This is a genomic window from Salinivibrio proteolyticus, assembly GCF_027286365.1.
GTDB classification, from domain to species: Bacteria; Pseudomonadota; Gammaproteobacteria; order Enterobacterales; family Vibrionaceae; genus Salinivibrio; species Salinivibrio proteolyticus.
Map to the genome: position 1 here is coordinate 610,413 of NZ_CP114584.1, position 14,812 is coordinate 625,224.

Annotated in this window: 11 protein-coding genes and 6 tRNA genes; 16 read left to right on the forward strand and 1 reads right to left on the reverse strand. The window is 51.1% G+C overall.

The features are described from left to right. Positions 1–9: 9 nt before the first annotated feature. Positions 10–915: a murein hydrolase activator NlpD gene (gene nlpD / locus N7E60_RS03000; RefSeq protein WP_269598090.1), complete on the forward strand. Its 906-nt coding sequence runs from the start codon at positions 10–12 to the stop codon at positions 913–915. A gap of 97 nt (positions 916–1,012) precedes the next feature. Next, the gene (gene rpoS, locus N7E60_RS03005) at positions 1,013–1,987 is read left to right on the forward strand and encodes an RNA polymerase sigma factor RpoS (RefSeq protein ID WP_269598091.1); all 975 of its coding nucleotides are present in this window, start codon (positions 1,013–1,015) and stop codon (positions 1,985–1,987) included. A 68-nt stretch (positions 1,988–2,055) separates the two neighbouring features. On the opposite strand, the gene mutS is transcribed toward rpoS, so the two are convergent. Next, on the reverse strand, positions 2,056–4,602 hold the full coding sequence (gene mutS, locus N7E60_RS03010) for a DNA mismatch repair protein MutS (protein WP_408642339.1): 2,547 nt from the start codon (positions 4,600–4,602) through the stop codon (positions 2,056–2,058). Between the two features lie 141 nt (positions 4,603–4,743). Between mutS and N7E60_RS03015 the strand changes: the two genes are divergently transcribed. From N7E60_RS03015 to N7E60_RS03080, 14 genes are all read left to right on the forward strand, one after another. Then, a complete protein-coding gene (locus N7E60_RS03015; protein WP_077662274.1) occupies positions 4,744–5,226 on the forward strand; it encodes a CinA family protein in 483 nt (160 codons plus the stop codon). Positions 5,227–5,359: 133 nt separating this feature from the next. Next, positions 5,360–6,406, forward strand: a complete 1,047-nt coding sequence (gene recA / locus N7E60_RS03020; protein ID WP_069591106.1) for a recombinase RecA — start codon at positions 5,360–5,362, stop codon at positions 6,404–6,406. Further along, positions 6,406–6,855, forward strand: coding sequence for a regulatory protein RecX (locus N7E60_RS03025; protein ID WP_240531929.1), 450 nt, complete (start codon positions 6,406–6,408; stop codon positions 6,853–6,855). Before recA ends, N7E60_RS03025 begins: the two co-directional genes overlap by 1 nt. Positions 6,856–7,001: 146 nt before the next feature. Beyond that, positions 7,002–9,584, forward strand: coding sequence for an alanine--tRNA ligase (gene alaS, locus N7E60_RS03030; protein WP_269598093.1), 2,583 nt, complete (start codon positions 7,002–7,004; stop codon positions 9,582–9,584). 443 nt (positions 9,585–10,027) lie between these two features. Then, positions 10,028–10,225, forward strand: a complete 198-nt coding sequence (gene csrA / locus N7E60_RS03035; protein WP_069591103.1) for a carbon storage regulator CsrA — start codon at positions 10,028–10,030, stop codon at positions 10,223–10,225. A gap of 200 nt (positions 10,226–10,425) precedes the next feature. Further along, positions 10,426–10,518 (forward strand) — tRNA-Ser (locus N7E60_RS03040). 24 nt (positions 10,519–10,542) lie between these two features. Continuing rightward, a tRNA-Arg gene (locus N7E60_RS03045) sits at positions 10,543–10,619 on the forward strand. 9 nt (positions 10,620–10,628) lie between these two features. Next, a tRNA-Ser gene (locus N7E60_RS03050) sits at positions 10,629–10,721 on the forward strand. 32 nt (positions 10,722–10,753) lie between these two features. After that, positions 10,754–10,830, forward strand: a tRNA-Arg gene (locus tag N7E60_RS03055). Between the two features lie 55 nt (positions 10,831–10,885). Further along, a tRNA-Arg gene (locus tag N7E60_RS03060) sits at positions 10,886–10,962 on the forward strand. 25 nt (positions 10,963–10,987) lie between these two features. Continuing rightward, positions 10,988–11,064 (forward strand) — tRNA-Arg (locus tag N7E60_RS03065). 536 nt (positions 11,065–11,600) lie between these two features. After that, positions 11,601–11,846 carry an OadG family protein gene (locus tag N7E60_RS03070; protein ID WP_269598094.1) on the forward strand — a complete coding sequence of 82 codons (246 nt, stop codon included), beginning with the start codon at positions 11,601–11,603 and terminating at the stop codon, positions 11,844–11,846. Positions 11,847–11,878: 32 nt separating this feature from the next. Then, entirely contained in the window at positions 11,879–13,663 is a 1,785-nt protein-coding gene (gene oadA / locus N7E60_RS03075; RefSeq protein ID WP_269598097.1) for a sodium-extruding oxaloacetate decarboxylase subunit alpha, read from the forward strand. 9 nt (positions 13,664–13,672) lie between these two features. Further along, on the forward strand, positions 13,673–14,803 hold the full coding sequence (locus tag N7E60_RS03080; protein ID WP_077455252.1) for a sodium ion-translocating decarboxylase subunit beta: 1,131 nt from the start codon (positions 13,673–13,675) through the stop codon (positions 14,801–14,803). Positions 14,804–14,812 lie beyond the last annotated feature (9 nt).

The window sequence follows — 14,812 nt, forward strand, 5'->3', positions numbered from 1 at the left end:
TAAAAACAGATGAAAATCGCGTTTTTTCTTTTATCAGTAGTCATACTTTCTGGGTGTGCTTGGCATGGCCCAGCGCCCGTATCTAGTGTGACGCCTGACTACTCCAGTGTCGACAGAGGCAGCTACCGCGGTAGCTACTACGAAGTGAAGAAAGGCGATACTCTCTACTATATCGCCTACATCACCGATCGTGATATTGACGACATCATCAAACATAACAACCTCCAACCGCCTTACACCATTTATCCGGGTCAAACCTTAGCGTTGTGGAAGCCTGCGTATCAGCGTCCTGATGTGGCAAAGTCCACCTCAGGGGCAACAAATGTGGCCTCTGCCACAAGTTCAGCTGCAAAAGCTGCGGCGGTAGCAGTATCTTCTAGTAAAAGCACCGAAAATGGTAAATTCGGTCAAGAAAAGAAGGCGAAAACGGCGGTTTCGCAACAAAAAGCAGTTGAAGCCCAATCAGCCACAAGGTACAGTCAAATAAAACAAAAAAGTAAACAAGCTGTTAACAACAAGCGGACGGCGAGCGTATCTAACCAACAGATAAGCTGGCAGTGGCCAACCAACGGCCGAATGGTGTCGCGATTTTCTAGCACTGAACGAGGCAATAAAGGCATAGATATTGCTGGACAACGAGGGCAAAGCATTCAGGCAGCGGCAGACGGAAAAGTCGTATACGCCGGAAGCGCGCTTCGAGGTTACGGCAAATTAATAATAGTGAAACACAATGATGATTACCTGAGTGCGTATGCACATAATGACAGGTTCTTGGTTTCAGAAGGCCAGTCTGTCAAAAAGGGGCAGAAAATAGCTTCAATGGGCAGTACAGGTACAAACAGTGTTCGGTTGCATTTTGAGATTCGCTACAAAGGAAAATCGGTCAATCCGTTGCATTATTTGCCTAAACGATAGCGCTACAAAGGCGTGATATCGTCAAGCCACCAGTGTGACGGGGCCGGTGAAAGCAGAGATACGCTCTGCTTAGCTGCTACGCCATAAGGGAGGCGCTATGAGCCAAACTAACACCGCGAAAAAACTGGACGGCTTGGATAAAGACGTGGATTTCGAGACCTTGGATGCGCAAGTTGAAGAGGTTGCCGAAGAGGTTGAACAGGCTGTACAACAGCACGCTGCGACATCCAAAGCCCTAGATGCCACACAACTCTACTTGAGTGAAATTGGTTTTTCACCCCTGCTGACCGCCGAGGAAGAAGTGTTGTATGCGCGTCGTGCCCTACGTGGTGACGAAGTGGCACGTAAACGCATGATCGAGAGTAACCTCCGTTTGGTGGTGAAAATTTCTCGACGCTACTCTAACCGAGGTCTTGCGCTATTGGATCTGGTCGAAGAAGGCAATTTAGGTCTGATTCGCGCCGTTGAAAAGTTCGATCCAGAGCGAGGCTTCCGATTCTCTACCTACGCCACATGGTGGATTCGCCAAACCATTGAGCGTGCCATCATGAACCAGACGCGTACCATTCGCTTGCCGATTCACGTGGTGAAAGAGCTGAATGTCTACCTGCGTACGGCGCGTGAACTAGCACAAAAACTGGACCATGAACCGACTGCCGAAGACATTGCCGCCCAACTCGATAAACCGGTTGAAGACGTCAATCGCATGCTGCGTTTGAACGAACGCATTGGCTCGGTGGATAACCCAATTGGTGGGGATTCAGAAAAAGCGCTGCTGGATATCATCGCCGATGAAAAACAAGATGGTCCAGAGCACACCACCCAAGACGACGATATGAAAAAGTCGATCGTGCAATGGCTACAAGAGCTGAACCCCAAACAACGTGAAGTGTTGGCGCGTCGCTTTGGCCTTCTTGGCCACGAAGCCTCCACGCTTGAAGACGTGGGGCGTGAAATCGGTCTAACCCGTGAGCGCGTGCGTCAAATTCAAGTTGAAGGATTGCGTCGCCTACGCGATATGTTGACCCAGCAAGGACTGAGTATTGAGTCTTTGTTTAATGTCGAGCAATAACAGCACTAATCGCTATAAGCAAAAAAGGACGGCCAAGGTGCCGTCCTTTTTAATGCGTTATTGAATGATTAGCGAGACTGTTGGAGGGCTTTGAGTGCATAGAGTGCATCAAGCGCTTGACGAGGTGTCATCTCATCGGGGTTGAGCGCATCAACGGCCTGATCGAGCTCACTAGGTTCAGGAAGCAAAGGGAGCTGTGTTGGCACGGCCTGATTGTGAGATGTGTCGCCAGTGACTTTTTGTTGGCCACTTTGTTCTAACTGCGCCAATTTATGCTTGGCTCGGCGGATCACCGGTTTAGGGACGCCAGCTAATCCTGCAACCGCTAGCCCGTAAGATTTACTCGCCGCGCCTTCTTGTACGGCGTGCATAAAGGCAATCTCATCGCCATGTTCCACCGCGTCCAGGTGGACATTCACCAAGCCGTCCATTTGCCCCGGTAGTTCGGTGAGCTCAAAATAATGAGTGGCAAACAGAGTCATAGCTTGAATCTTCTCGGCCAGCCATTCAGCACTGGCCCATGCCAGTGATAAGCCATCATAGGTACTGGTGCCACGGCCGATTTCATCCATCAAGACTAAACTGTGTGCGGTTGCATTGTGCAAAATATTGGCCGTTTCCGTCATTTCTACCATAAAGGTGGAGCGTCCTGAGGCAAGATCATCAGACGCACCAATGCGGGTGAAAATGCGATCGACCGGTCCAATGACGGCACTGTCGGCAGGCACATACGCACCAATATGGGCCAACAAAGCAATCAATGCGGTTTGGCGCATGTAGGTCGACTTACCCCCCATGTTAGGGCCGGTAATGATCAGCATACGCCGTTCAGGCCTCAGTGAGATAGGGTTCGGAATGAAGGGGTCTGTCATCACTTGTTCGACGACCGGATGGCGACCTGCTTCAATCTCCACACCAGCTTGGTCACTGAGTTTAGGGCGGTGGTAATTAAGCGTGTCAGCGCGCTCGGCGAGATTACACAGCACATCGAGGGCGGATAACGCTTCAGCCGCACCCTGCAATTGAGCAAGGTGAGGAAGCAATAAATCAAACAGCTCTTCCCACAACCGTTTTTCCAGCGCCAAAGCCGTAGACTTGGAGCTTAGCACCTTGTCTTCATGCTCTTTGAGCTCGGCAATGATATAGCGCTCCGCGTTTTTAAGCGTTTGACGGCGAATGTAATGCGCGGGGACGCGATCGCTTTGTGCGCGGCTAATCTGGATATAAAAGCCATGCACTTGGTTGTAGCCGACCTTTAAAGTATCAATGCCGTACTTGTCACGCTCGCGCTGTTCTAGCTCCTCAAGGTAGCGCGATGCGCCGTCAGACAGCTCACGCCATTCATCGAGTTCCGCGTGATAGCCGGGGGCAATGACCCCACCATCACGAATTACCACCGGCGGGTTATCGACAATTGCCCGCGTCAGTAAATCTGTAAGCTCAGGCATAGGCTGAGTTGCTTTGGCATAGTGTGCAAACGCAGAGTGATTCAATTCACTGAGCTGCGACTGAATCGCCGGCAGCTGTGCAAGCGCAGTCCGTAGGCGGGCCATATCGCGTGGACGAGCAGAGCGCATCGCCAAGCGTGCTAACACGCGTTCGATATCGCCAACGGGTTTGAGCTCGGCGGCGAGATCGCTATAAAGCCCAGTATCAAGCAATGTCTCTATCGCATCCAATCGTTGATTGAGTACACTTCGGTCGCGGAGCGGTTGGTGTAACCAACGCTTAAGCAAGCGGCTTCCCATCGGGGTGGTGGTACGATCCAGCACGTCGGCCAAGGTATTATCATGACCACCAGCAAGGTTTTGTGTGATCTCAAGGTTGCGGCGTGTCGCAGCATCTAGCACCACCGCGCTGTCTTGTTGTTCTTTGATAATCGCCCGAATATGAGGTAGGGCGGTGCGCTGAGTATCTTTGGCGTATTGCAACAAACAGCCTGCGGCACTGAGCCCGCGCGCACAGTCTTCCACGCCAAAACCAATCAGGTCTCGGGTGCCAAATTGGGCGGTTAACTGACTACGTGCCGTATCGAGGTCAAACTCCCAAATCGGGCGACGGCGGGCGCCTTTGCTTACCGAAAGCAGGTCGGAGTAGGCAAAATCCTCAGGATAGAGCAGTTCGGCCGGTTGGGTACGCTGCAGCTCTGCCTGCATTTGTTCTAACGTTTGTGGCTCACTCAACACAAAACGGCCGGACGTAATATCTAAGGTGGCAAAGCCAAAGCCAGTATCATCGGCGATGATGGCGGCCACTAAATTATCCACTCGCTCGCTCAGTAATGCCTCATCAGAGACGGTGCCGGGTGTGACAATACGCACAACTTGGCGCTCGACTGGGCCTTTGCTGGTGGCCGGATCGCCAATCTGCTCGCAAATGGCAACGGGTTCGCCCAATTGGACAAGCTTGGCAAGGTATCCTTCTACCGCATGGTAAGGCACGCCTGCCATTGGAATGGGCTCGCCATTTGAGCTACCGCGCTTGGTCAGTGAGATATCAAGCAATTGTGAGGCGCGTTTGGCGTCGTCGTAAAAGAGTTCGTAAAAATCTCCCATACGGTAAAAGAGCAGCTCCTCGGGGTGCTGAGCTTTTAACTTGAGATACTGTTGCATCATGGGCGTGTGTTTTTCGAGCGCTTGTACTGTCACGACTAGACCTGCAAAATGGAACGTTAAGGCCGCTTAGAATACGTGATGTCGGGGCACAGGGTAAAGCCACGTCATGTGGATTTCGGTGCCATGAAAAAGGAGAAACACGTGGACCACTTATATTCACTGGCAAAGCAGCTAGGTGATGTACTGGCTGATGCACAATTGACTATCACCACCGCTGAGTCATGCACGGGTGGGGGAATCGCCTATTGCCTGACGGATGTTGCGGGTAGTTCACAATGGTTCCATCAAGCCTTCGTGACTTACAGCAATGACGCGAAGCAGCGTTTGGTGAAGGTACCTGATATGGCGCTCGAGCAGTATGGCGCAGTGAGTGAACCTGTGGTGATGGCAATGGCTGAGGGCGCGCGTGAGCGTGCAAACGCAGATGTTGCGATTGCCGTTAGCGGCGTGGCCGGGCCATCAGGAGGGAGTGAAGAAAAACCAGTCGGCACCGTCTGGTTTGCGTGGGCATGGCGAGAGGATGAAACCGAGACCGAAGTCTGTCACTTTGATGGCCACCGCCGTCAAGTGCGCGAGCAAACCATTGCGCACGCACTTGGTCATGTTTTAAATCGGCTACAGTGACGTGTTTGGGTTGTGGGACACATCAGATTTTTTCTGATCAGCTCTAGACACTGTATAAATGGACAGTATACTTGACCGCATTAACGACAGCTTTCTCGTCGCATAGATTGAGTTTTATTTCTTGGAGACTGAAATGGACGATAACAAAGAAAAGGCGCTTGCCGCTGCGCTTGGACAAATCGAAAAGCAATTTGGTAAAGGCTCTATTATGCGCCTTGGCGATGACCGCACCATGGACATCGAAACCGTATCGACCGGCTCATTGTCTCTGGATATTGCGCTAGGGGCGGGAGGATTGCCATTTGGCCGTATTGTTGAAATTTATGGTCCGGAATCATCGGGTAAAACAACCCTGACCCTACAAGCGATTGCCGAAGCCCAAAAAATGGGCAAAACCTGTGCGTTTATCGATGCCGAGCACGCACTAGACCCTGTTTACGCCCGTAAGTTAGGTGTCGATATTGATAACCTTTTGGTGTCACAGCCAGACACAGGTGAGCAAGCGCTAGAAATTGCTGATGCACTGACCCGCTCCGGTGCTGTCGATATGATCGTGATTGACTCGGTAGCGGCGTTGACACCAAAAGCGGAAATTGAAGGTGAGATGGGTGATTCTCACATGGGCCTTCAGGCACGCATGCTGTCACAAGCGATGCGTAAATTGACCGCCAACATCAAAAACAGCAACACCTTGATGGTATTCATCAACCAAATACGGATGAAGATTGGTGTGATGTTCGGTAACCCCGAAACCACCACGGGTGGTAACGCACTGAAATTCTATGCGTCGGTGCGCTTGGATATTCGTCGTATTGGTGCGATCAAAGAAGGCGACGAAGTGGTCGGTAACGACACCCGTGTGAAAGTGGTGAAAAACAAAGTCGCGGCGCCCTTTAAGCAAGCTGAATTCCAAATTCTTTATGGCCAAGGCATTAACCTGCATGGCGAACTGATTGATCTCGGGGTCAAGCACAAGCTGGTCGAGAAAGCGGGTGCGTGGTACAGCTACAAAGGCGATAAAATTGGCCAAGGTAAAGCTAACGCCTGTAAGTACCTCAAAGAGAACCCACATATTGCGAAAGAGCTCGATACCACATTGCGTGAAATGCTGTTGCAAACCGCATTGAATAACGAAGTGGTAGAAGCTGACGCGCAGGCAGAAACAGAAGACGATTTGTAATGTCGTCATCGTGCCAAGAGATTGCGGTGGGCTTATTGGCCCGCCGCGATCATTCTGTACAAGAGTTGCGCCAAAAGCTTGAGCAGCGTGACTTTGATAGCGAAACGATTGAAAGCACCTTGGCAACTTGCTTAGAGCGGGGTTGGTTAGATGATGCCCGTTTTGCAGCGAGCCTATTACGCCAAGGGATCAGCAAACAACATGGCTGGTTGCGCATCTGCCAAGATGCCAAGCGTAAAGGGGTCGATAGCGAGTTACTTTCTCAAGCAGAGCAAGCAGCTGAGATTGATTGGTTTGCCTTGGCAAAAGAAACCGCACAGCGCAAATATGCTGATATTGACGGCGTGATCCCACCCGCGGATCAAAAACTCAAAGCCAAGCGGATGCGCTTTTTGCAATCGCGGGGCTTTAACTTCGATCAAATCCAATACGCGCTCTCCAACGACTAAATTCCTCATCAATTATCGCTGAATCCTGCACTGTCTCTTTTCCGTACGCGATCGGTTGTTTACAATGGCGCAAATAAAATTATGTTACCATCGCGTCATTACTACGACCGGTTGCTAACGCAACACTCGATTATCAGGATTAGCCAATGTATATGAGCACTGATGAGATCCGCACCGCGTTTCTCAAGTTCTTTGAAAGCAAAGGGCATCAGATTGTGCCCAGCTCATCGCTCGTGCCTGCCAATGATCCAACGCTTTTGTTCACCAACGCAGGTATGAACCAGTTTAAAGATACCTTTTTAGGGATCGAAAAACGTGACTACTCACGCGCCACCTCTGCGCAGCGTTGTGTACGAGCGGGCGGTAAGCACAACGACTTAGAAAATGTCGGCTTCACAGCACGTCACCACACCTTCTTTGAAATGCTGGGTAATTTCAGCTTCGGCGATTATTTCAAACAAGACGCGATTCAGTACGCGTGGGAATTTCTGACCAAAACGATTGGCCTGCCGACTGAAAAGCTACTAGTCACCGTTTATAAAACCGACGATGAAGCTTTCGATATCTGGCACAACACTATCGGTGTACCGGCTGATCGTATCGTGCGCATTGGTGATAAAGAGGGCGGTAAGCCTTACGAGTCAGACAACTTCTGGCAAATGGGTGACACTGGACCTTGCGGCCCATGCTCTGAAATTTTCTACGATCATGGTGACCATATTTGGGGTGGACCTCCAGGCTCTCCAGAAGAAGACGGTGACCGTTTTATCGAGATCTGGAATATCGTTTTCATGCAGTTTAACCGTCAAGCTGACGGCACCATGGAAAACTTGCCGAAGCCATCGGTTGATACCGGCATGGGGATCGAGCGTATTGCGGCCATCAAGCAAAACGTTCATTCCAACTACGAAATTGACGTGTTCCAGCAACTGATCAAACAAGTGGCTGACAACATTGGCGTCGATGATTTGGGTAACCAATCGCTGCGTGTGGTAGCAGACCACATCCGTTCGTGCGCGTACCTGATTGTTGATGGCGTGATGCCATCCAATGAAGGCCGCGGCTACGTGCTACGTCGTATCATTCGTCGTGCAGTGCGCCATGGCAATAAGCTGGGCGCGAAAGGTGCCTTTTTCTACAAGCTCGTTGGTCCTTTGGCGGCGATTATGGGCACGGCTGGCGAAGCGTTGCGTGATCAGCAAACCATGGTCGAAAAAGTGCTTAAAATCGAAGAAGAAAACTTCGGTCGCACCCTTGAGCGTGGCATGGTCATGCTGGAAGAAGCCTTGGATAAAGTGCAAGGTGATGTGCTAGATGGCGAAACCGTCTTTAAGCTTTACGATACCTATGGCTTCCCAGCTGATTTAACCAACGATGTTGCCCGTGAGCGTGGCTATCGCATCGATGAAGACGGGTTTGAAGCGGCGATGGAAGCACAGCGCCAACGTGCGCGCGAAGCGGGTCAGTTCGGTACTGATTACAACCAAGCCATCAAAGTGGAACATGGTTCAGACTTCTGCGGTTACACTGGCACAGAGGGCGAAGGAAGCATTACTGAGATCTTTGTCGATGGGGCGCCTGTTGAGACGCTCGCATCGGGTGATCATGCGGTTGTGATTCTCGACCATACCCCTTTCTATGCCGAAGCGGGTGGTCAATGTGGTGACGCTGGTGTGCTGATTACCGAGCAAGGCCGCTTTGCAGTGACAGATACGCAAAAAGTTGGTCAGGCCATTGCGCACTACGGCAGTTTAGTAGAAGGGCAACTGCTTGTCGGTAGCACAGCGAAGGCGCAGGTTGATGCCGCGCGTCGTCAAGCCATTGCACTTAATCACTCTGCCACTCACTTACTTCACGCAGCCCTGCGTCAAGTCTTAGGTGAGCATGTGGCACAGAAAGGCTCGTTGGTTCGCCCAGACGGATTGCGTTTTGACTTCTCGCACCTAGAAGCGGTCAGTCACGACGAATTAAAAGCGGTTGAGCGAATCGTCAATGAGCAAATCCGCGCCAACCACAGCGTGCAAACTGATGTGATGGATATCGATGCGGCCAAACAAAAAGGGGCGATGGCTCTGTTTGGTGAAAAGTACGACGACAAAGTACGCGTACTGACCATGGGTGACTTCTCCATCGAGCTGTGTGGCGGTACGCACGCAAACCGTACCGGTGATATTGGTCTATTTAAGATCACCTCTGAGGGTGGCATTGCTGCGGGTATACGCCGCATTGAAGCGATCACCGGACAAGATGCGATTGAGCGTGTGTATCAGCAACAAGCTGACTATAAAGCCAAGCTTGACGATGCACACGGCAAAGCCAAGGCGCTTGAGAAGCAAATTCAGCAGCTTAAGCAAAAACTGGCGGCGCAGGAGAGTGCAGGGCTTATCAATCAAGTCCGAGAACTTAACGGTGTTAAAGTGCTTGTGAGCCAGCTCGATGGCGCAGATAACAAAGCGCTGCGTAGCATGGTTGACGACTTGAAAAACCAGATGGGTAGCGGAATTGTCCTGCTCGGTAACGTTGCCGATGGTAAAGTCGGTCTGATTGCCGGTGTGACCAAAGATCTGACTGGCAAAGTCAAAGCCGGTGAGTTAGTCAACCTTGTCGCGCAACAAGTCGGCGGCAAAGGTGGTGGTCGCCCAGATATGGCGCAAGCGGGCGGCAGTGATGTGGCTGCATTACCGCAAGCGATTCAATCTGTCGATGCATGGCTGGCAGAGCGCCTTTAATCGAGTTCACAGCTAAGTGTTAAAGTCAAGAGGGTCGCCATGGGCGACCCTTTTTTGTGATCTAGATTAATAATTGCACTTTTTTTTTGATTCTGTATAGTGCAACGCCTTAGGCAATGCGCTGGCGAGAAGACGTGATATGGATTAGGTTTTACGTCCTTGCCAACCAGTGCAACACAGATTTCTCTTACACTGTTATCTCAGGTCAAGCGCTAACATTGCTAACGGCATGATGATAAAACAGTAAATTTCTCTGCCCTTTTCTGGATATGGTCTGATAATTCAGCCATAGTGTGTGTTGCGGCGTTTATTTAACCGTCGCATTAGCATCACGAGCAGGGAAATGGTCATACGATCACAGATAGCGGGCCGGTACGCAGGCGGGTTATCTGGCTCAGACACTGATTGAATAAGTAAAAGATTGATACTCAAGGAGTAGAAGAATGCTGATTTTGACTCGCCGTGTTGGCGAAACTTTGATGATTGGTGATGAAGTCACCGTCACCGTCTTGGGTGTGAAAGGTAACCAAGTTCGCATCGGTGTGAACGCACCAAAAGAAGTCTCTGTACACCGTGAAGAAATTTACATGCGTATACAAGCAGAGAAAGGCACCCCAGCCGGTGGTCAGAACGACTACTAATTGAGTGCAGAAAAGGTCGACCTAGGTCGACCTTTTTTATGCCAGAAAGTTGCAGAATAATTACGTCTAAACGACCAATAAACCAACAAAAAAGCCGACCTTTGGGTGATAATTGTCCATTTGTTTGGGGCTAAGCGATTTTTGCCCGAAAAGTGTTTGACATATTTGTGGCTCAAAGTAATATGTGCCCCCGCAGCGACGGTGAGGTGGCCGAGTGGCTGAAGGCGCTCCCCTGCTAAGGGAGTATACGGTTTGTAGCCGTATCGAGGGTTCGAATCCCTCCCTCACCGCCATGTTGCTGCAAGCAAGATAGATGTGCGTCCGTAGCTCAGCTGGATAGAGTACCTGGCTACGAACCAGGCGGTCGGAGGTTCGAATCCTCCCGGACGCGCCATTTACTTGTGGTGAGGTGGCCGAGTGGCTGAAGGCGCTCCCCTGCTAAGGGAGTATACGGTTTGTAGCCGTATCGAGGGTTCGAATCCCTCCCTCACCGCCATGACTTACAAGCCTGCCTTGTAAAACTGATGTGCGTCCGTAGCTCAGCTGGATAGAGTACCTGGCTACGAACCAGGCGGTCGGAGGTTCGAATCCTCCCGGACGCGCCATCACCCTTCACGGAAGACTTGCAAACGATGTTCAGGATGAACCGATTGTAGACACGCGCTCGTAGCTCAGCTGGATAGAGTACCTGGCTACGAACCAGGCGGTCGGAGGTTCGAATCCTCCCGAGCGCGCCATCTTCAATCATGAAAATCCGTCAGCGCGTCCGTAGCTCAGCTGGATAGAGTACCTGGCTACGAACCAGGCGGTCGGAGGTTCGAATCCTCCCGGACGCGCCATTTCTTTGCTTTAATTCCCAATTCATTTCCTCCTATTGTTCGTCACGCTACCGTGGCAGTTCGTGTTACTCCCTCATTTATCGTTGTGTTAAATACCGACCGTTCAGTCTGTTTTTCTCGCTCGTGTGATCCATCCTACTGGTCAATCCTTTTGATGCGTTTATTAACGCTTTCTCCTTTTATCAGTCCCTAAGAGTGATTGGCTGTGGAGAAGAAAAAGGTTTTTTCCAAAATTCGCACAATCATTTTGATTCCCGCATCGAAGCCCTTGCATAGACAAGCTCGCAATTCTGATAGACCCTCAGTACTCACCGTAAAATGCGTAATCTATATATTTACCTTTACGTAAACGTCAAATTAAGGTTATCGCGTCTAGCGCGGTGATAGCGTGCGTTGTAAGGTAACAAAAACGCAACACATCGATTGTCATTTGTGCAAATAGTTAGTATTTTGACCGCAAACGATTAAATACCCCTTTAAACCCTGTGAGGAATCAAACCATCGTTACAGGGGAATAGGTGACAAGGACGATAACCATGGAACTGGGCCCGCTTTTAGAACAGGCACTGATGCTCATGCTCACCGGCATGTCAGTGGTGTTCGTATTTCTTTCAATTCTGATTTTTCTGGTACGTCAGCTTGCTCGCTTTGGCGATCCTACCCAGCCTACGCCAGCATCATCTGTCGCGTCTACCCCCGTTAAAGCTCAGCCGGGAACATCCCCGGATGTGATTGCTGCGATTACTGTCGCTGTTCAGCAATATCGCCAACGCCAGCGTTGAGTGGTAAGGCACATATAAAAAAGGAGTTTGTTATGTCTACGCCGTTAGCTATTACCGATGTGGTGCTTCGTGATGCCCATCAGTCGTTGTTTGCCACGCGCCTGCGTTTGGACGATATGTTGCCGATTGCCGCCGAGCTTGATCAAATTGGTTTTTGGTCACTCGAAACATGGGGTGGAGCGACCTTTGACGCGTGTATTCGCTACTTGGGGGAAGATCCTTGGGTGCGCTTGCGCGAACTGAAAAAGGCGATGCCGAACACGCCAATGCAGATGTTGTTACGTGGGCAAAATTTGCTGGGATATCGCCACTATGCCGATGACGTGGTGCATAAATTTGTCGAACGTGCGCACGCCAATGGTATGGACGTGTTCCGTATTTTTGATGCCATGAATGATGTGCGCAATTTCAAAGCGGCGGTCGGTGCCGCGGTAGAAGTTGGGGCACATGCACAAGGAACGATCTCGTATACCACAAGCCCTGTTCATACCTTGGACACATGGACAGATCTTGCCAAGCAACTGGAAGATTTAGGGTGTCATTCACTGTGTATTAAAGACATGTCTGGCTTGCTAAAGCCGTATGAAGCCTATGAGCTAGTAAGTCGCATCAAATCGGCGTGTGATATCCCTTTATCGCTGCACTGTCACGCCACGACTGGCTTATCAACCGCAACGGCCATTAAAGCCGTTGAAGCAGGACTCGATGTATTAGATACCGCGATTTCGTCGATGAGCCAGACCTATGGCCATACGCCGACGGAAACCGTGGTGGCGATGCTGGAGAACACAGAGCGCGATACGCAGCTCGACCTCAACAAGTTGGAATCTGTGGCTGCCTATTTTAGAACGGTACGGAAAAAGTATGCGCAGTTTGAAGGGCAGCTCAAGGGCGTCGACTCACGGATTTTGATCGCACAAGTGCCGGGCGGCATGCTCACCAATATGGAAGGCCAGCTTAAAGAGCAAGGTGCGGCCGACCGCTTGGATGAGGTACTCGATGAGATCCCGCGTGTACGCGAAGATCTCGGTTATATCCCATTGGTCACACCCACCTCCCAAATTGTCGGCTCGCAAGCAGTGATTAATGTTCTGACTGGCGAGCGTTATAAGAGCATTACCAAAGAAACGGCGGCGCTGCTCAAGGGCGAATATGGAAAAGCGCCCGCACCGGTCAATGCGAAGCTGCAAGCCCAAGTGCTGGATGGTGAAGCGCCGATTACTTGCCGTCCTGCAGATAAATTAGCGCCTGAGCTGGATGCGCTCACGCAGGCTCTCATTGAAAAAGCCGACGCCGAAAACGTGTCTTTGGCAGACGATAAAATCGACGATGTTTTAACTTATGTGTTATTTCCGCAGGTGGGGTGGAAGTTCTTACAAAATCGCGGCAACCCCGATGCCTTTGAACCTGCACCAACCGGTGAAGCAGAGTCTGCCTCTGTGGCCAACAAGCCGACATCAGGCGGCGAGATTGAAACCTATAGCGTGCGTGTGAATGGACAGGTCTTTAATGTGGATGTAGGTCCAGATGGCGCGTTAGGAGACATTCAGCCCAGCTCGTCGCCAGCGACATCAGTCCCTCAACCTAGCGCCGCTCAATCACAAGGCGAACCCGTCACTGCTCCTTTAGCGGGTAACATCTTCAAAGTGATGGTATCGGCGGGTGAGCACGTGCAAGAAGGGGATGTATTGATTGTGCTCGAAGCGATGAAAATGGAGACCGAGGTCCGAGCGGCGCAAGCAGGCACAGTTCAGGATGTCCAAGTAAAAGAAGGCGATGCGGTGACCGTGGGTATGCCGCTATTGCACTTAGGGTAAGAGGGCAACATGGAAGGATTAATGATCTTGTGGTCAGAAACGGGCTTGGCGAATTTCCAATGGCCTCAGCTTGTGATGATCGCCGTCGGTTGCTTGTTGCTCTTTTTGGCCATTCGCCGTGGGTTCGAGCCTTTGTTGCTTTTGCCTATCGGGTTCGGGGCGATACTGGCGAACATTCCTAATGCTGGATTTAACGAGCCGGGCGGCTTGCTCTACTACGTCTATCATGTCGGTATCGATACGGGCGTCTTCCCGCTATTGATTTTTATGGGCGTTGGCGCGATGACCGATTTTGGCGCGCTGATTGCCAATCCGCGCACGCTGCTATTGGGTGCGGCGGCACAGTTTGGCATTTTTGCCACCTTGTTTGGTGCCATTTTGCTCAACTTGGTTCCTGGGATGGCATTTACGCTCAAGGATGCCGCCTCGATTGCCATTATTGGTGGTGCGGATGGGCCGACAGCAATCTTCCTCGCCAGCAAGCTGTCGCCGGATTTGCTCGGCGCCATTGCAGTCGCCGCCTACAGTTACATGGCGCTTGTGCCGATTATTCAGCCTCCGATCATGAAGCTGTTTACCTCGGAAAAAGAGCGTCAAATCGAGATGCAGCAGTTACGCCATGTGTCGAAAACTGAGAAAGTGCTGTTTCCGCTGGCGGTATTAATGATGACCATCTTGTTCTTGCCGTCGGCAACACCGCTGGTCGGGATGTTCTGCCTCGGGAACTTGATGCGAGAATGTGGGGTTGTCGACCGTTTATCCGGCACCGCGCAAAATGAGCTGATTAACATTGTCACCATTTTCCTTGGCTTGGCGGTGGGCTCTAAATTAGAAGCGGATAAGTTTCTTCAGTTTGAGACGTTAGGCATTTTGGTACTCGGTGCTGTGGCATTCAGTATTGGGACTGGCGCCGGCGTGCTGATGGCAAAGCTGCTTAACCGCTTTAGCCGCGATCCGATCAATCCGCTGATTGGCGCAGCAGGCGTGTCGGCAGTGCCCATGGCGGCAAGGGTTGTCAACAAAGTTGGTTTAGATGCCAACCCACACAACTTCTTGTTAATGCATGCTATGGGGCCCAATGTGGCCGGTGTGCTTGGCTCGGCGGTGGCAGCGGGTATCTTGTTGGCGTTGGTCGGATAACACGCCCTG

What these genes read in the sequence shown, in the direction of transcription:
- nlpD (WP_269598090.1), top strand. Translation starts at nt 10, where the DNA reads ATGAAAATCGCGTTTTTTCTTTTATCAGTAGTCATACTTTCTGGGTGT.
- rpoS (WP_269598091.1), top strand. Translation starts at nt 1,013, where the DNA reads ATGAGCCAAACTAACACCGCGAAAAAACTGGACGGCTTGGATAAAGAC.
- mutS (WP_408642339.1), bottom strand. Translation starts at nt 4,602, where the DNA reads ATGATGCAACAGTATCTCAAGTTAAAAGCTCAGCACCCCGAGGAGCTG.
- recA (WP_069591106.1), top strand. Translation starts at nt 5,360, where the DNA reads ATGGACGATAACAAAGAAAAGGCGCTTGCCGCTGCGCTTGGACAAATC.
- N7E60_RS03025 (WP_240531929.1), top strand. Translation starts at nt 6,406, where the DNA reads ATGTCGTCATCGTGCCAAGAGATTGCGGTGGGCTTATTGGCCCGCCGC.
- alaS (WP_269598093.1), top strand. Translation starts at nt 7,002, where the DNA reads ATGTATATGAGCACTGATGAGATCCGCACCGCGTTTCTCAAGTTCTTT.
- csrA (WP_069591103.1), top strand. Translation starts at nt 10,028, where the DNA reads ATGCTGATTTTGACTCGCCGTGTTGGCGAAACTTTGATGATTGGTGAT.
- N7E60_RS03070 (WP_269598094.1), top strand. Translation starts at nt 11,601, where the DNA reads ATGGAACTGGGCCCGCTTTTAGAACAGGCACTGATGCTCATGCTCACC.
- oadA (WP_269598097.1), top strand. Translation starts at nt 11,879, where the DNA reads ATGTCTACGCCGTTAGCTATTACCGATGTGGTGCTTCGTGATGCCCAT.
- N7E60_RS03080 (WP_077455252.1), top strand. Translation starts at nt 13,673, where the DNA reads ATGGAAGGATTAATGATCTTGTGGTCAGAAACGGGCTTGGCGAATTTC.